The sequence below is a fragment of the Streptomyces sp. NBC_01217 genome, from assembly GCF_035994185.1.
Classification (GTDB): domain Bacteria; phylum Actinomycetota; class Actinomycetes; order Streptomycetales; family Streptomycetaceae; genus Streptomyces.
Window position 1 is genome coordinate 6,776,687 of record NZ_CP108538.1, and the last position, 15,468, is coordinate 6,792,154.

Below are 15,468 nucleotides of genomic sequence, written 5' to 3' on the forward strand. Positions count from 1 at the left end.
CTCCTCGGACCATCGTGGTGGCCGTACGGGGGGAACGGGGCCGGTGCGCCGCCATGCGGTACAGGATGTGTGCGCCCCGTGCAGATGTTTGCACCACCCGGCGCACGATGTGCCCCGGCCGCGCCGCACTTTCCGGGATCTCGACAGAGAGAGACCGTTTTTATGCGATACGTCCGTTTCGAAGGTGTTACTGGTGGGGCGGCTCCTGCGCGAGGATGGCACCCATGAAGCCCATCATCACCGCATCCGAATGCATGAGCGAGTCGGCGGGGCCACATCCGCCGGTGCTCCTGGACGTACGTTGGCAGCTGGGCGGCCCGCACGGCCGGCCCGACTACGAGGCCGGGCACATTCCCGGTGCGGTCTTTGTCGACCTGGACGCGGAACTCGCCGGTCCGCCAGGCAGCGGCGGCCGTCATCCGTTGCCCGACCCGGAGGAATTCGGCGCGGTGATGCGCCGGGCCGGTGTCTCCCGGGACACTCCGGTGGTCGTGTACGACGGCGGCCAGGGCTGGGCCGCGGCGCGCGCCTGGTGGTTGCTGCGCTGGACGGGGCACGAGGATGTCCGGGTCCTGGACGGCGGTCTCGCGGCCTGGACGGGGGAGCTGCAGACGGAGATCCCGACCCCGGCAGAGGGCGATTTCCGGCCCGTCCCCGGCGCCCTGCCGCTGCTGGACGCGGACGGGGCCGCGGCGCTGGCCCGCTCGGGTCTGCTGCTGGACGCGCGGGCCGCCGAGCGCTACCGGGGCGATGTGGAGCCGATCGACCGGGTGGGCGGCCATATCCCGGGCGCTGTCTCGGCCCCGACCTCCGAGAACGTGGTGGACGACGGCCGATTCCTGCCCGCGCACTCGCTGGCCTCCCGCTTCGAGGGGCTCGGCGCTGACCGGGCGCCGCAGGTGGGCGTCTACTGCGGCTCCGGTGTCTCCGGCGCCCACGAGGTGCTGGCCCTGGCCGTCGCCGGGATCCCCGCGGCGCTGTATGCGGGCTCCTGGTCCGAGTGGTCCGGCGACGAGTCCCGCCCGGTGGCCAAGGGCCCCGACCCCCAGTAACGGGGCGCGCACCGGTCCGTCGCCACGCCATGGCCGTACCGCGCTCCGCGCACACGCGGCACTGCCGGGCCCGTATGCCGCACGAGGGCCCGTACGCCACTGCGTACGGGCCCTCGTCATGCTGCGGTCACCCTGCCTCAGTCCTGCTTCTTGCGGCGCGTACCGAAGACGATCTCGTCCCAGCTCGGCACGGCGGCACGGCGGCCCGGCCGGACGCCGTCCGCCTCGGCCTGGCGGTCCGTCGTCCCGGTCAGCCGGTCGCGGTGTCCGGCCACCGCCCGCGGCATCAGCACATCCGCATAGGCGGAACCGGCACCGGCGGAGGCCGCCGCGGCCGGCGGCTCATCGGCCCCGGGCTCCTGCATGGCGGGCTCGATCGCCGGAGGCTCGGGTTGCACGGGGCGCTCCGGCACCACCATGTCGCCGCGGAAGCTCGGCACCGCCTCCAGCAGGCTGGTCAGCGAATCGCGTTCGCTCGCCGAGATGCCGCCGATGTGCTCCTCCGGCTCCGGCACGGGGGCCGTCGGGCGCTCCATCTGACGGTCCAGGGCACGGTCCAGCGGCCGGTCGCGGGGCAGCCGGGCGATCCGGGGCACGAACGGGAAGCTCGGCTCGGGCGCCGCGACGTCATCGGTCTCGCCGATCAGCGAACGCGCCTCGTCGTCCACGGCCTGGACCAGCCGGCGCGGCGGGTCGTACGTCCAGCTGGCCGAGTGCGGTTCGCCCGCGACCCGGTAGACCAGCAGGACCTCCCAGGTGCCGTCGTCTCGACGCCAGGAGTCCCACTGGACGGTCTCCTTGTCGGCGCCGCGCAGCAGCAGCCGCTCCTGCACCGCGTCACCGAGCTGGGGGCCGGTGTTCTCGCCGGGACGGCGCACGGGAGTCTTCCGGGCCCGCTCGGCCATGAAGGCGCGCTCGGCGAGGACGGGGCCCTCGAAGCGGCGGACACGGTCCACCGGAATCCCGGCGAACTGGGCGACCTCCTCCGCGGAGGCGCCGGCTCGTATCCGGGCCTGGATGTCGCGGGGGCGGAGGTGGCTCTCCACCTCGATCTCGATCTGGCCGAGCCGCGCGCGGTCGTTGCGCACGGCGGCTCGCAGCCGCTCGTCGATCGGAAGCGTGTACTCCGTATTGTCGGCAGCCTTGAGCACCAGTCGTGTGCCGTCGTTGGAGACGGCCACGACACGCAGTTCGGGCATGGGGACCTCCCGGGTGGTGCCTGCCGACGTCACGTGCGTCGCTGCTTCCGCTAGTCGAGTGTGGCCTGCCCGGGTGCAGCCTGCCACAACATTGCCGTGTTGCCCGGCGTGTCGGGTGTGAGCCCTTGATCGCCGGTATGACACGGTGACCTATTCTGCAACAGAAAGTGACTGGTGGTCGCTTTCTGTAATCAGTCCCCGTGCGATGCCGTGGCGCCGCCGGATCGAGTGCCTCCTTCGGCCCCCTCCCGAAGATCCCGGACACCCGCGCGGGAGTCCGGCCCCAGGGCTCGCCACAGTACTCCATTCGGGCCATGTGGGTGGACCGCCGCGCCGCCGAAGTTCTCGTGAGGTGCGGGAGTTGAGCTACCCAGTCCGGTGCTGAATGACCTTCAGGAGTGTCCTGCTTCACAGAACATCCTGAATCGGAACCATTCACTTCGCTCAAATGTCCCTTCCTGTTGCATGGTGGGTGAGATGTCAATCAAGGGCTGGAAATGGTACAGAAGCCGGAAAATGACACGGAACCCAAGGAAAGGCGTATAGATCTGAGCCTGCCGCAGGTGGCGGGCAGCGCCGTGGCAGCGGTCGCGGCGGCGGTGGCGGCCTCCCAACTGGGTGTGTACGGAACGATCCTCGGCGCCGGAGTGATGAGCGTCGTCGCCACGTGCGGCGGCTCGGTCTTCCAGCACTTCTTCCGCCGCACCGGGGAGCAGATCTGCGAGGTCACGGTCCAGGCGAAGAACCCGGGCCACGAGGCGAGCGCGTCGGATACGCATGAGACGGGTGATACGCGGCTGCTGACGCCGCTCGACGAGACCCGGCTGCTCACCGCGGCGCGCCCGGATCAGGGCGCGGAGTTCTCCGAAGCCACCACGCACGGCACCCGCGTCCGCGGCTGGAAGCGGCCGGCACTCGGGGCGGCCGTGGTCTTCGCCGTGACGATGGGCGGGATCACCACCTTCGAGCTGGTCTCGGGCAACGACCTGAGCGGCGGCGGGGGAACGACCGTCGGCTCCGTCGTACGCGGCGGGGAGCGGGGCTCCGGATCGAACGACCCGGCTCCGGAGACCGGCACTCAGGGACAGACGCCGGGTCAGGAGGGCGGAGCGACGCCGAGTACGGACCCGCAGGGCGGACAGAGCCCGAACCCGGACTCCGGTCAGGGCGACGGTTCCCCGTCCGGTGCGACGCCGAGCCCTACGCCGTCCGGCAGCACCCCTGGCCGGACGGACCCGTCCCCGGCGGTCACGCCCTCCCCGGCGGTGCCCGGCGACGGCAGCACCACCGACCCGAATCCCATGGACACCGGCGACGCCCCGGCGCAGGGCGACCCCGCCACCGCGGACACCGACCAGTGACCGGCCACGACGATCAGTCGCCCAGCACCCGGCGCAGATAGTCGTTGCCGAAGAGGCGGTCCGGGTCCAGCCGGTGACGTACGGCGGTGAACTCGCCGAACCGCGGATACACCCCGGCGAGGTACTCGGCGTCGCGAGTGTTGACCTTGCCCCAGTGCGGGCGGCCCGCGTGGGCGGTCATGATCCGCTCGACCGCGGTGAAGTACGCCTGGTAGGGCGTGCCCTTGTACAGATGGACGGCGATGTACGCGCTCTCCCGGCCCGAGGCCGTGGAGAGCGCGATGTCGTCCGCGGGGGCGGTACGGACCTCGACCGGGAAGCTGACCCGCAGCGGCGACCGCTCGACCATCGCCTTCACCTCACGCAGCGCTTCCACGGCGGCCTCGCGCGGAAGGGCGTACTCCATCTCCACGAAGCGGACCCGGCGCGGGCTGGTGAAGACCTTGTAGGGGATGTCGGTGTACGTACGGGCCGACAGGGCGCGGCTGGAGACCTTGGCGATCGACGGAATGGCGGCGGGGACCGCCCGGCCGAGCGAACAGGCCACCTGGAAGATCCCGTTGGAGAGGAGCTCGTCCTCGACCCAGCCACTGACCCTTCCGGGCGGGGCGGCGGGGCCCGCGCTGCGGTTGTTGCGCTTGGTGTTGCAGTTGCCGGTGTGCGGGAACCAGTAGAACTCGAAGTGCTCGTTCTCGGCGACCAGTTCGCCGAAGCCGTTCGTGACCTCGTCGAAGCTCATCGGCTCCTCGCGGGCCGTCAGCAGGAAGACCGGCTCCACGGCGAAGGTGATCGCCGTGACGACACCCAGGGCGCCGAGCCCGATCCGGGCGACGGCGAAGACATCGGCGTTCTCCTTCTCCGAACAGGTCAGCACCGTGCCGTCGGCCGTGACCAGTTCGAGGGCGCGGATCTGCGCGGATATGGACGCCGAGTCGCGGCCGGTGCCATGGGTGCCGGTCGAGGTGGCGCCCGCGACCGTCTGCTCCATGATGTCGCCCATGTTGGTGAGCGACAGGCCCTCCCGCGCCAGGGCGGTGTTCAGCCGCTTCAGCGGGGTGCCGGCCTCGACGGTCACCGTCATCGCCGTGCGGTCGATCTCCCGTATGCCGGTGAGCAGATCGGGGCGGATCAGTACGCCGTCGGTGGCCGCCGTCGCGGTGAAGGAGTGTCCGGTGCCGACCGGCTTCACCCGCAGACCGTCCTCGGACGCCCGGCGCAGCACCTCGGCGAGCTCCGCCACGGAGGCGGGGGAGACGGACCGTACCGGACGGGCGCTGACGTTCCCCGCCCAGTTACGCCACGCGCTCGTCGTCGTCCGTGCGTCGGTTTCGGTCATCTTCCCCGCGCCCCTCCGTAGGCGCCGGCCCGCTGAGCCGGCGATACCCCAGGAACGCCACCGCGGCCGCGAGCGCTCCCGCCACGGCGGGCACCGCGTACCCCGCCTCGGCGCCCGACGCGTCGACCACCCAGCCGGCGGCCGAGGAGCCGAGCGCCACACCGACGGCGAGACCGGTGCCGGTCCAGGTCATGCCCTCGGTCAGTTCGGTGCGCGGTACGTGCTGTTCGATGAGGGCCATCGTGGTGACCATCGTCGGTGCGATGGCGAGGCCCGCGACAAAGAGCGCCACGGCCAGAAACGTGAGGTTCCCGGCCAGTTGGAGGGGGATCATACTCACGGCCATCGCACACACGCCCATCACCCACCGGGTGGACGGCTTCCGCTTGAGGCGCAGCAGGCCGAAGACCGCCCCGGCCAGGCAGGACCCCAGCGCGTACACGGCCAGTACGAGGCTCGCCGCCGCCTTGTGCCCCTGCTCCTCGGCGAAGGCCACCGTCACCACGTCGACCGCCCCGAAGATCGCACCGGTCGCCACGAACGTGACGACGAGGACCTGGAGGCCACCGGAGCGCAGCGCGGTGCCGCCGGTGTGCTTCTCGCGCGGATGCGGCACCGGCTCGGTGGCGCGCTGCGCGGTCAGCCAGAAGACACCGACCAGCAGGAACCCGGCGGCCAGCAGCGGTCCGGCCTCGGGGAACCAGGCGGTGGACAGGCCGATCGAGACGATCGGCCCGAAGATGAAGCACACCTCGTCGACGATCGACTCCCACGAGTACGCGGTGTGCAGCCGCTGCGGCGAACCGTGGTAGATCTCCGCCCAGCGGGCCCGGGTCATCGCCCCCACGCTGGGCACGCAGCCCGCGCCCGCCGCGAAGACGAAGAGCGTCCAGTCCGGCAGCCGCTGCTGGGCGCAGATCAGGAGCCCGGTCACCGCCGCCAGCGCGACGAGCGTGGCGGGGCGCAGGACGCGCCGCTGTCCGTGCCGGTCGACGAGCCGGGATATCTGCGGCCCGATCGCCGCCGCCGACATCGCCAGCGTCGCGGTGAGCGCCCCGGCGAGCCCGTAACGGCCGGTGAGCTGGGAAACCATGGTCACCACGCCGATGCCCATCATGGACAGCGGCATCCGGCCGATGAATCCGGCCGCCGAGAACCCCTTGGTGCCGGGGGCGGCGAAGATCGCGCGGTAGGGACTGGGCAAGGAGGGCTCCGGAACAGCGTGATCACACGCGCCTGTAATGCGTGAAGTTGGCTGACACAGCTTACGGTCGCGATGGCCGGCCCGACACCGGGGTGGGCCGGGGAGACGATGTCGGTGGGAGCACCGTCCGAGGCGAGTGGCAGGATCGATGCCATGTCCGATCTGCGCGATCCCGCTCCCTATGACGCCCTGCTGCTGCTCTCCTTCGGCGGCCCCGAAGGCCCGGGCGACGTCGTCCCGTTCCTGGCGAACGTGACCCGTGGCCGCGGCATCCCCGAGGAGCGGCTGAAGGAAGTCGGCAAGCACTACTTCCTGTTCGGCGGCGTCAGCCCGATCAACGCCCATAACAGGGCCCTGCTGGACGCCCTGCGCAAGGATTTCGCGGAGCACGGTCTCGATCTTCCGGTGTACTGGGGCAACCGCAACTGGGCGCCGTACCTCACCGACACCCTGCGCGAGATGGTCATGGACGGACGCCGTCGCATCGCCGTCCTCGCCACCAGCGCCTACGCCTCGTACTCCGGCTGCCGGCAGTACCGCGAGAACCTCGCCGAGTCGCTGGCCGCCCTGGAGGCCGAAGGACTGCCGGTGCCCCGTGTCGACAAGCTCAGGCACTACTTCAACCACCCCGGGTTCGTACGGCCCATGGTCGACGGCGTCCTCGCCTCCCTGGCCGACCTCCCCGAGGACGTACGGGCCGGGGCGCACCTCGCCTTCACCACGCACTCCATCCCCACCTTCGCCGCCGACACCTCCGGCCCCGCGGAGGCGCACGGCGACGGCGGCGCCTATGTCGCCGAGCACCTCGACGTCGCCCGGCTGATCGTCGACGCGGTGCGCGAGGAGACCGGCGTCGAGCACCCCTGGCAGCTCGTCTACCAGTCGCGCAGCGGCGCCCCGCACATCCCGTGGCTGGAACCCGACATCTGCGACCACCTGGAGGCGCTGCACGGGGAGGGAGTCCCGGCCGTGGTGATGGTCCCCATCGGTTTCGTCTCGGACCACATGGAGGTGCTGTACGACCTCGACACGGAGGCCACCGCGAAGGCCGCCGAACTCGGGCTTCCGGTGCGCAGGTCCGCGACCGTGGGCGCCGACCCGCGGTTCGCCGCGGCCGTGCGCGAACTGGTGCTGGAGCGCGCGGCCACCGAGCAGGGGCGTGGTGCGCAGCGGTGCGCGCTGGGCGCGCTCGGCCCGAGCCATGACCTCTGCCCGGTCGGCTGCTGCCCGGCCCGGGCCCTCAAGCCCGCCGCGGCGGGCGCCGACAGCCCGTACGCGTAGACCGACAGCCCGTACGCGTAAGAGCCCCTGTCCTACGTTCTGCGACCTCTGGAGCGCCGTGACCGACCCGAACCTGTCCGAACTGCTCGACCTCGCTCTGGAGGCCGCCCGCCGCGCCGGTGCGCTGCTGCGCGACGGCCGCCCGGCCGACCTAGGGGTGGCCGCGACCAAGTCCAGCCCGATCGACGTCGTCACCGAGATGGACATCGCCGCCGAGAAGCTGATCACCGGTTTCCTCACCGAGCGCCGTCCCCAGGACGGCTTCCTGGGTGAGGAAGGGGCCAGCGCGGAGGGCAGCAGCGGCATCCGATGGGTCATCGACCCGCTCGACGGCACCGTGAACTACCTGTACGGGCTGCCGACCTGGGCCGTGTCCATCGCCGCCGAACGGGACGGCGAGCGGGTCGTGGGCGTGGTGGAGGCCCCGATGCGCGGCGAGACGTACCGGGCGGTGCTCGGAGGCGGTGCATATGCGAAGGGCGGGGCGTACGGCGAGGGCGCCGCGCTGCGCTGCCGGCCCGCGCCGCCGCTCGACCAGGCGCTCGTCTCGACCGGTTTCAACTACGTCGCCCACGTCCGTACGCACCAGGCGGACGTGGCCCAGAAGCTGATCCCGGGGCTGCGCGACATCCGGCGCGGCGGCTCCGCCGCAGTGGACCTGTGCGATGTGGCCTCCGGCCGTCTCGACGGCTACTACGAGCGCGGCCTGCACCCGTGGGACCTGGCGGCCGGTGATCTCATCGCCCGTGAGGCGGGGGCGTGCACCGGAGGCCGTCCCGGGCTGCCCGCAGACGGTGACCTGACGGTCGCCGCGTCTCCCGGCGTCTTCGAGCCGCTGCAGGGCATCCTGGACGAGCTCGGCGCCTGGCACGACTGAGCGGGCCCGGTAGCAGGCAGAGACCGGGTGCTTCCGGCATACGAGAAGGGCCCCTGGCGCCGGTGACGGCATCGGGGGCCCCTCTCGCGCGGCTCAGACGCTGGTGGCGCCGATTTCGACGCCGTGCTCGGCTGCGAGGCGGTGCAGGTCGTCCAGCTCGCCCTGCTCGACATCCGCGAGGAAGTCGTCGCCCGTCTCCAGAGCTTTCGTGAGGTCGGACTCGGTGGTCTTGATTCGTTGCAGCAGACCTGCGGTGAAAGCGTCCATAATGCGCCCCCTCATCGTGGGTCGGTGGCACGGGGGTGTGCCCGGGTTTCCCTCCGCACGGAGACGGTAGGGCGGGTGATCACGCGCTCTCCGGGGACGGAGTGGCCTGTGGCACGCCACATTCAAGGCGTGATCGCGGGTGTGAATGCGTCCTCCCCACCCCAAAGCTCAGAGAAACCTCAACTGGCCCGGAAATCCGGTGAATTCCCCGGAGGGCCCGGCCGGCCAGCGTCGTCTTACCGCCGGTTTATACGCGTTGCGGGCAGGATGGAGCCGCACAGACCAGTACTGATGAGCGGCCCGGGTCACCGGCCGTGGGCCCATCGGGACGTTCTGGAGTTTTCCGACGTACTGAAGTTTCTAAGGAAGGACAGCGCCGTGCGCGTACTCGTCGTGGAGGACGAGCAGCTGCTCGCCGATGCGGTGGCCACCGGATTGCGCCGCGAGGCCATGGCCGTCGATGTCGTGTACGACGGTGCTGCGGCCGTGGAGCGCATCGAGGTCAACGACTACGACGTCGTGGTGCTGGACCGGGACCTGCCTCTGGTGCACGGCGACGACGTCTGCCGGCGGATCGTCGAGCTGGGGATGCCCACCCGGGTCCTCATGCTCACCGCGTCCGGGGACGTCAGCGACCGGGTCGAGGGCCTGGAGCTGGGCGCGGACGACTACCTGCCCAAGCCCTTCGCCTTCACCGAGCTCACCGCACGGGTCCGGGCGCTGGGGCGGCGTACGACCGTGGCCCTGCCGCCCGTCCTGGAGCGCGCCGGGATCAAGCTCGACCCCAACCGCCGCGAGGTCTTCCGGGGCGATGCCGAGATCCAGCTCGCGCCGAAGGAGTTCGCCGTGCTGGAGGTCCTGATGCGCAGCGAGGGCGCGGTCGTCTCGGCCGAGCAGCTGCTGGAGAAGGCCTGGGACGAGAACACCGACCCGTTCACCAATGTCGTCCGGGTCACCGTCATGACGCTGCGCCGCAAACTCGGCGAGCCGCCGGTGATCGTCACCGTGCCCGGCTCCGGCTACCGGATCTGACCGCCGATGCCCACCGTCCCGGCGCCGCCGACAGCGCCCCCGAAGCCCACCTGGGAGCCCAAACAGCAGGAGCCGCCCTACTGGCTGCGCCCGACCATCCGGATACGGCTCACGCTGCTGTACGGCGGCATGTTCCTGATCGCGGGCATTCTGCTGCTCTCGATCATCTACATGCTGGCCGCCCAGGCCCTGCACGTGGGCAGTGAGCTGCCGTTCAAGGTCGTGAGCGGCCAGGTCACCAGTGACGTGTGCAATTTCAACGAGAAGTCCACGCCGGACGCCTTCAACTCGGCCATGAACACCTGCGTCAACCATCAGCGCCAGCGGGCCCTGGACACGCTGCTGAACCGGTCGCTGCTGGCACTCGTCGGCCTCAGCGTCATCGCCTTCGCCTTCGGCTACGCCATGGCGGGCCGGGTGCTCTCCCCGCTGGGCCGGATCACCCGCACCGCACGCCGGGTGGCCGGAACCGACCTGTCCCGCCGGATCGAGCTGGACGGCCCGGACGACGAGCTGAAGGAGCTCGCCGACACCTTCGACGAGATGCTCGACCGCCTGGAACGGGCCTTCACCGCCCAGCAGCGGTTCGTCGGGAACGCGTCGCACGAGCTGCGCACCCCGCTCGCGATCAACCGCACGCTGCTGGAGGTCCATCTCTCCGACCCGCAGGCACCACCGGAGCTGAAACAGCTCGGCAAGACCCTGCTGGCCACCAACGAGCGCAGTGAGCAGCTGGTCGAGGGCCTGCTGCTGCTCGCCCGCAGCGACAACCAGATCGTCGAGCGCAAACCGGTCGACCTCGCCGAGGTGGCCTCGCGCGCGATCGACCAGACGCGCGCCGAGGCCGAGGAGCGGGGCGTGGAGATCCGCGGCGAACGTGCCCCGGCCGTCGTCCAGGGCAATGGTGTCCTGCTGGAGCGGATCGCGCTGAACCTCGTACAGAACGCCGTGCGCTACAACGTCCCGGAGCAGGGCTGGGTGGAGGTCACCACCGGGCTGCAGCCCGGCCAGGCCGTGCTCCTGGTCTCGAACACGGGGCCCGTGGTGCCCGCGTACGAGATCGACAACCTCTTCGAGCCCTTCAGGCGGCTGCGTACGGAGCGAACGGGCAGCGACAAGGGGGTGGGGCTCGGCCTGTCGATCGCACGCTCTGTGGCGCGCGCTCACGGCGGCCGTATCGTCGCGGAACCCCGCGAGGGCGGTGGTCTTGTGATGCGCGTCTCACTGCCGGTCTGAGGAGCCGGTCCGAAGGTCCGGGCGGAGCGATCCGGGCACGAATTATTTTGTTCGCTTTGAGCGGAATTTTCGGGACCTGCACCCGGAGCGACCGTGTGTGATCGATCACAGGAGCGAATTTCTTTATGTCCACGCTCCGTGATCAGGGCCATCGCCGGAAAACCCGTCAAAGTCGGGGTTTTCGGGGTCCGATATCACGGGAAGTACACGGGGTGGCGCCCGTGAAGCGCAGTATCGGGACCGTGTACGGTCCCCATCGCCACCCAAGCCGGCCACTCCCGAGCGGCCCTTTTGGGTGTCGATTGAGTAACAGACCTTGATGTGAGGCAAAATCTCCGCCTCAGGTCGGGCACAAGTCCGGCCTCTCACGCGTTACGTGCGCTGAGACACCGCAGACACCCAGAGGGGGAGAGCGACATGGCAACGGATTACGACACCCCACGCAAGACCGATGACGACGTGGACCAGGACAGCCTTGAAGAGCTCAAGGCTCGCCGGAGCGACAAGACGGCGTCCGCCGTCGACGTCGACGAGTTCGACGCGGCCGAAGGACTGGAGCTGCCCGGCGCAGACCTGTCCAATGAAGAGCTGGCCGTAAGGGTCCTGCCCAAGCAAGCCGACGAGTTCACGTGCATGAGCTGCTTCCTCGTGCACCACAGGAGCCAGTTGGCGCGCGAGAAGAACGGCCAGCCGATCTGCCGCGACTGCGACTAGGTCGGGCCGACCGTGGCAGGCGACACACCGTTCCGGAAGCGACGCTTGCGGCGCAAGAGTTCGTCGGAGGCGAATCAGGGCGGCACAGGCCCGGCAGAAGGCGTAGCAGCGCCTGCCGAGCGGTCCGCCCTGCCACCCTCCCCGGGTGAGCGGGACGACGAGCGGGGCCGGGCGGCCTCGCTCGGAGCAGTCACGGCAGTCGGAGGAGCCGAAGGAGTCGACACGGCCTATGGGGCCGGACAGGTCGACAGGACGGAGCCCGTGACCGGGGCAGGCCGTCTGAGTTCAGTGAAACGGGGAGTACGCAAGGGCGGGGAGAGTGCCAAGGCTGCGATCGGTCATATCGCCGACCTGATCATCGAGAACGCTCCCCGCATCCCTGTGCGCGATCTCGCGACCCTGCGCAAGCAGTTCCCCGGCCTCGGGCCCGAGGAACTCGCCGACAAGCTCATCGCAGGCGCGAGCAAGGCCACCGCCACCGTCGGCGCCGGTATCGGCGCGGCGGCCATGATGCCCGTACCGCCCGCCATGCTCGCCGAGCTGGCGGCGGAGATCACCGGTGTGGCCACGATCGAGATGAAGCTCGTCGCCGAGCTGCACGAGGTCTACGGGCTGCGCCCGCCGGGCGGGCTCACCCAGCGCTCCACCGCCTACCTCACGTCCTGGACGGAGGAGCGCGGTATCGACGTCAGCCACCCCACGACGGTCAATGCGGCGCTGGGCGGCCAGATGAAACGTGAGCTGCGCCAGCAGATCATGAAGCGCATGGCGCGCAATCTGCCGAATCTCATTCCGTTCATGGTCGGCGCCGCCGTCGGCGCGACGATGAACCGGCGCGACACCCGAAAGCTCGCCGAGCGGGTCAGAAAGGATCTGCGCAAGCGCCAGATCCCCTGGGACCAGCTGCCCCAGCTGCCTCCGCTGGAACGGCCCAGGCGCCTGCGCAAGGGTCTCCCGGGCGAACTGGAGAGCTAGGCCTTTCGTTTGGATCCTGCCGGGCTCGCGTGCCCCGGCACCGCGCCTCGCCGAAGAGACCCGGAGCTAGGCCCGCACCGCGCTGAGCGCCGCTACCAGGGCCTGCGGCTCGCGGGTCGACAGATAGACATACGGCGTCGGGTCCTGCGGGTCGGTGACCTCGACCCGGACCGCCGTCGGAATGTAGCTGCGCAGCAGCATGAACGCACGGGTGTCCGCCTTGTACGAGCGCCAGGCGCGCGCCTCCTCGGCGTCCAGCACCTCGGCCTCGCCGAGCGCCGTCACCGGAATCCGCGCGTCGCCCGCCACCAGGGCGCCCGCGACCACCCGGATCCTGGCCGAGCCGTACGAACTCACCGCCACCGCCGACAGGGCCGTGCCGCCGGCCAGACCGGCCAGCAGGGGCAGCGTGCCGAGCGGCAGCAGCATCAGGGCGCAGGCGATGCCGATCAGGAAGGCGATCAGCCACCACGAACGGGGGGCGGTCAGTCGTTCGTCGAAAGGCGGGGTGGAAGGCTGCATGAAGCCAAGCTTGGCACGGCGCGACCTGCGGGTGGCCGCGCGGGTAAGGTCTGCGCCTGTGAGTGGAACATCTGCGGCTCTGAAGCCCCCGGCCGACGCGGTGAAACCGATCCGGCACCCCGAAGCCCCGGCCCCCGGCGAACTCCTGGGCGCGCACTACGAACACTGTTTCGGGTGCGGCGAAGGACAGCCGCACGGGCTGCACCTCCAGGCGCGGGCAGGCGAGGGTGCCAGGGTCACCGCCGAGTTCACCGTGAAGACCGCCCACCAGGGCGCCCCGGGCCTGGCCCACGGCGGCATTCTGGCCACCGCGCTGGACGAGACGCTCGGCTCGCTGAACTGGCTGCTGCGGGTGATCGCGGTGACCGGGCGGCTGGAGACCGACTTCGTGCGTCCGGTGGCCGTGGACACCGTGCTCCACCTCGACGCCGAGGTCACCGCGGTGCACGGCCGGAAGATCTACTCCCGGGCCACCGGCCGGATCGGCGGCTCGGACGGGCCCGTGGCGGTCCGCGCCGAGGCCCTCTTCATCGAGGTCAAGGTCGACCACTTCATCGAGAACGGCCGCCCGGCCGAGATCGAGGCGGCGATGGCCGACCCGGACCAGACCAAGCGCGTCCGTGCCTTCGAGGTGAACCCCTGATGCGCCACCCCGTGGACGTACTGATCCGCCGTGTCGACCCGGACGTGCCGATTCCGGCCTACGGGCACCCGGGCGACGCCGGAGCCGATCTGATGACCACCGAGGCCGTGGAGCTGGCCCCGGGCGAGCGCGCCGTGCTGCCCACCGGGGTGTCGATCGCGCTGCCCGACGGATACGCCGCGTTCGTGCACCCGCGGTCCGGCCTCGCCGCGCGCTGCGGAGTCGCCCTGGTGAATGCCCCGGGGACGGTTGATGCCGGGTACCGTGGAGAGATCAAGGTGATCGTCATCAATCTCGACCCGCGAGAGCCCGTGCGGTTCGAGCGGTTCGACCGGATTGCCCAACTGGTCGTCCAGCAGGTCGAGAAGGTGCGCTTCCACGAGGTGGCGGAGCTGCCCGGCTCGGCCCGCGGCGAGGGAGGATTCGGATCCACCGGAGGTCATGCCTCCGGTGATGTTGATGACGTCAGGGGCGGGATCACCCAGGGCGGGAACAGCTACGCTTCGGTCGTACCCGACCGGGAAGGACAGTGACGTGTTCGGACGTCGCAAGAAGAGTGGTTCCGCCGAGGACGTGGCGGACGAAGCGCGCGAGGCCGAGCAGGTCGTCGACGAGCTCGATGACGCCGATGGGGCCGGCAGCGGCTCGCGTCGGGTGAATCTCCCGCCGGCGCCGCGGCCGGACGGACCGTGGGACATCTCCGAGGTCTCCAAGCCCGGCGAGGGCCGGGTCGACCTGGGTGGCGTCTTCGTGCCCGGCGTCGAGGGCATGGAACTGCGCGTCGAGGTGGCCGGTGACGCGATCGTCGCCGCGACCGTCGTGCTGCGCGACAGCGCCATCCAGCTGCAGGCCTTCGCCGCCCCCAAGAAGGAGGGCATCTGGGGGGAGGTCCGCGAGGAGATCGCCGCCGGCATCACCCAGCAGGGTGGGATCATCGACGAGGTCGAGGGCCCGCTGGGCTGGGAGCTGCGTGCCCAGGTCCCCGTACAGCTCCCGGACGGGACGAACGGCGTGCAGCTGGTGCGCTTCGTCGGCGTCGACGGACCGCGCTGGTTCCTGCGCGGAGTGATCTCCGGCCAGGGTGCCGTGCAGCCGGAGGCCGCCGGGCTGCTGGAGACGATCTTCCGGGACACCGTGGTCGTCCGCGGCGAGGGCCCGATGGCCCCGCGTGACCCGCTCGTCCTCAAGCTCCCCAACGACGCCCAGATGGTGCCCGAGGGCGTCCAGCAGGAGAACCAGGAGGGCTCGAAGTTCTCCGGTGGCATGGGCCAGCTCCAGCGCGGACCCGAGATCACCGAGGTGCGCTGAGCGGATACGGGCAGCCGCCCGGCACAGCTGAAGGCCGGTGGGCCGTACCACCCGGAAACGGGGTACGGCCCACCGGCCTTTCCGCGTCCCGGAGCAGGTCATGGGCGTGCGACGGGCAGGCCCCGGGCGTACGGCGGGAGCGCGTATGGGGCGCGTATGGGGCACGTATGTGCGCCGTCAAGGGCTCGCCCATCCCCGTAAGGAAGTCATCAACGCAGGCCAGGACTGCTGTGGTGCGGGGTTTGCTCATGAGGTCCGAGAATCCGTACCTCATTCAGGAGCTCACGATGGCCGATGTGGCCTTCGTCGTCATCACGATCGCGGTGTTCGCGTTGGTGGCTGTCGTTGCCAAGGGGGTGGCGAAGCTGTGACTGCCGAGAACGTTGTCGGTCTGATCGTGGCCGTTGCCCTGCTGGGCTATCTCGTCCTCGCCCTTCTGTATCCGGAGAGGTTCTGAGCCC

Annotated in this window: 18 protein-coding genes; 13 read left to right on the forward strand and 5 right to left on the reverse strand. The window is 70.6% G+C overall.

The annotated features are described in order from the left end of the window. Window positions 1-224 precede the first annotated feature (224 nt). Window positions 225-1,052, forward strand: a complete 828-nt coding sequence (locus OG507_RS30290; protein ID WP_327370296.1) for a sulfurtransferase — start codon at window positions 225-227, stop codon at window positions 1,050-1,052. A 137-nt stretch (window positions 1,053-1,189) separates the two neighbouring features. Here the strand turns inward: OG507_RS30290 and sepH are convergent, their stop codons facing one another. Beyond that, complete coding sequence (gene sepH, locus OG507_RS30295; RefSeq protein ID WP_327370297.1) at window positions 1,190-2,251, reverse strand: septation protein SepH; 1,062 nt, start codon at window positions 2,249-2,251, stop codon at window positions 1,190-1,192. A 497-nt stretch (window positions 2,252-2,748) separates the two neighbouring features. Here sepH and OG507_RS30300 point away from each other — a divergent pair, with 497 nt between their 5' ends. Next, on the forward strand, window positions 2,749-3,612 hold the full coding sequence (locus OG507_RS30300) for a hypothetical protein (RefSeq protein WP_327370298.1): 864 nt from the start codon (window positions 2,749-2,751) through the stop codon (window positions 3,610-3,612). 13 nt (window positions 3,613-3,625) lie between these two features. Here OG507_RS30300 and OG507_RS30305 read toward each other — a convergent pair whose 3' ends face one another. Further along, complete coding sequence (locus OG507_RS30305; protein ID WP_327370299.1) at window positions 3,626-4,948, reverse strand: D-arabinono-1,4-lactone oxidase; 1,323 nt, start codon at window positions 4,946-4,948, stop codon at window positions 3,626-3,628. Continuing rightward, on the reverse strand, window positions 4,905-6,152 hold the full coding sequence (locus tag OG507_RS30310) for an MFS transporter (protein WP_327370300.1): 1,248 nt from the start codon (window positions 6,150-6,152) through the stop codon (window positions 4,905-4,907). The genes OG507_RS30305 and OG507_RS30310 overlap by 44 nt, the downstream gene beginning before the upstream one ends. A 153-nt stretch (window positions 6,153-6,305) precedes the next feature. On the opposite strand from OG507_RS30310, the gene OG507_RS30315 reads away from it, so the two are divergent. After that, window positions 6,306-7,433: a ferrochelatase gene (locus OG507_RS30315; RefSeq protein WP_327370301.1), complete on the forward strand. Its 1,128-nt coding sequence runs from the start codon at window positions 6,306-6,308 to the stop codon at window positions 7,431-7,433. A gap of 58 nt (window positions 7,434-7,491) precedes the next feature. Next, on the forward strand, window positions 7,492-8,310 hold the full coding sequence (locus tag OG507_RS30320; protein ID WP_327370302.1) for an inositol monophosphatase family protein: 819 nt from the start codon (window positions 7,492-7,494) through the stop codon (window positions 8,308-8,310). A gap of 93 nt (window positions 8,311-8,403) precedes the next feature. Here OG507_RS30320 and OG507_RS30325 read toward each other — a convergent pair whose 3' ends face one another. Further along, window positions 8,404-8,577, reverse strand: a complete 174-nt coding sequence (locus tag OG507_RS30325) for a hypothetical protein (protein WP_327370303.1) — start codon at window positions 8,575-8,577, stop codon at window positions 8,404-8,406. 378 nt (window positions 8,578-8,955) lie between these two features. Here OG507_RS30325 and OG507_RS30330 point away from each other — a divergent pair, with 378 nt between their 5' ends. The 4 genes from OG507_RS30330 (at window position 8,956) to OG507_RS30345 (ending at window position 12,534) form a co-directional block, all read left to right on the forward strand. Further along, the gene (locus OG507_RS30330; RefSeq protein WP_327370304.1) at window positions 8,956-9,609 is read left to right on the forward strand and encodes a response regulator transcription factor; all 654 of its coding nucleotides are present in this window, start codon (window positions 8,956-8,958) and stop codon (window positions 9,607-9,609) included. A 6-nt stretch (window positions 9,610-9,615) separates the two neighbouring features. After that, window positions 9,616-10,845: a sensor histidine kinase gene (locus tag OG507_RS30335; RefSeq protein ID WP_327370305.1), complete on the forward strand. Its 1,230-nt coding sequence runs from the start codon at window positions 9,616-9,618 to the stop codon at window positions 10,843-10,845. A gap of 417 nt (window positions 10,846-11,262) precedes the next feature. Beyond that, complete coding sequence (locus OG507_RS30340; RefSeq protein ID WP_003965732.1) at window positions 11,263-11,559, forward strand: DUF4193 domain-containing protein; 297 nt, start codon at window positions 11,263-11,265, stop codon at window positions 11,557-11,559. A gap of 12 nt (window positions 11,560-11,571) precedes the next feature. Next, window positions 11,572-12,534: a hypothetical protein gene (locus OG507_RS30345; protein WP_327370306.1), complete on the forward strand. Its 963-nt coding sequence runs from the start codon at window positions 11,572-11,574 to the stop codon at window positions 12,532-12,534. Window positions 12,535-12,600: 66 nt separating this feature from the next. Here the strand turns inward: OG507_RS30345 and OG507_RS30350 are convergent, their stop codons facing one another. Beyond that, complete coding sequence (locus OG507_RS30350; protein ID WP_327370307.1) at window positions 12,601-13,056, reverse strand: DUF3093 domain-containing protein; 456 nt, start codon at window positions 13,054-13,056, stop codon at window positions 12,601-12,603. 58 nt (window positions 13,057-13,114) lie between these two features. On the opposite strand from OG507_RS30350, the gene OG507_RS30355 reads away from it, so the two are divergent. The 5 genes from OG507_RS30355 to kdpF all read left to right on the forward strand — a co-directional run bounded on the left by OG507_RS30355 (window position 13,115) and on the right by kdpF (window position 15,464). Beyond that, window positions 13,115-13,699: a PaaI family thioesterase gene (locus OG507_RS30355; RefSeq protein WP_327370308.1), complete on the forward strand. Its 585-nt coding sequence runs from the start codon at window positions 13,115-13,117 to the stop codon at window positions 13,697-13,699. Further along, entirely contained in the window at window positions 13,699-14,232 is a 534-nt protein-coding gene (gene dut, locus OG507_RS30360; protein WP_327370309.1) for a dUTP diphosphatase, read from the forward strand. The genes OG507_RS30355 and dut overlap by 1 nt, the downstream gene beginning before the upstream one ends. 1 nt (window position 14,233) lies before the next feature. Further along, complete coding sequence (locus OG507_RS30365) at window positions 14,234-15,007, forward strand: DUF3710 domain-containing protein (RefSeq protein ID WP_327370310.1); 774 nt, start codon at window positions 14,234-14,236, stop codon at window positions 15,005-15,007. 248 nt (window positions 15,008-15,255) lie between these two features. After that, entirely contained in the window at window positions 15,256-15,378 is a 123-nt protein-coding gene (locus OG507_RS30370; protein WP_327370311.1) for a hypothetical protein, read from the forward strand. Beyond that, complete coding sequence (gene kdpF / locus OG507_RS30375; protein ID WP_037823947.1) at window positions 15,375-15,464, forward strand: K(+)-transporting ATPase subunit F; 90 nt, start codon at window positions 15,375-15,377, stop codon at window positions 15,462-15,464. The genes OG507_RS30370 and kdpF overlap by 4 nt, the downstream gene beginning before the upstream one ends. Window positions 15,465-15,468: the final 4 nt, after the last annotated feature.

Coding starts and splice junctions, on each gene's coding strand:
- sepH (WP_327370297.1), bottom strand. CDS start 2,251: ATGCCCGAACTGCGTGTCGTGGCCGTCTCCAACGACGGCACACGACTG.
- OG507_RS30370 (WP_327370311.1), top strand. CDS start 15,256: ATGAGGTCCGAGAATCCGTACCTCATTCAGGAGCTCACGATGGCCGAT.
- OG507_RS30305 (WP_327370299.1), bottom strand. CDS start 4,948: ATGACCGAAACCGACGCACGGACGACGACGAGCGCGTGGCGTAACTGG.
- OG507_RS30350 (WP_327370307.1), bottom strand. CDS start 13,056: ATGCAGCCTTCCACCCCGCCTTTCGACGAACGACTGACCGCCCCCCGT.
- OG507_RS30340 (WP_003965732.1), top strand. CDS start 11,263: ATGGCAACGGATTACGACACCCCACGCAAGACCGATGACGACGTGGAC.
- dut (WP_327370309.1), top strand. CDS start 13,699: ATGCGCCACCCCGTGGACGTACTGATCCGCCGTGTCGACCCGGACGTG.
- OG507_RS30290 (WP_327370296.1), top strand. CDS start 225: ATGAAGCCCATCATCACCGCATCCGAATGCATGAGCGAGTCGGCGGGG.
- OG507_RS30325 (WP_327370303.1), bottom strand. CDS start 8,577: ATGGACGCTTTCACCGCAGGTCTGCTGCAACGAATCAAGACCACCGAG.
- OG507_RS30315 (WP_327370301.1), top strand. CDS start 6,306: ATGTCCGATCTGCGCGATCCCGCTCCCTATGACGCCCTGCTGCTGCTC.
- OG507_RS30335 (WP_327370305.1), top strand. CDS start 9,616: ATGCCCACCGTCCCGGCGCCGCCGACAGCGCCCCCGAAGCCCACCTGG.
- OG507_RS30300 (WP_327370298.1), top strand. CDS start 2,749: ATGGTACAGAAGCCGGAAAATGACACGGAACCCAAGGAAAGGCGTATA.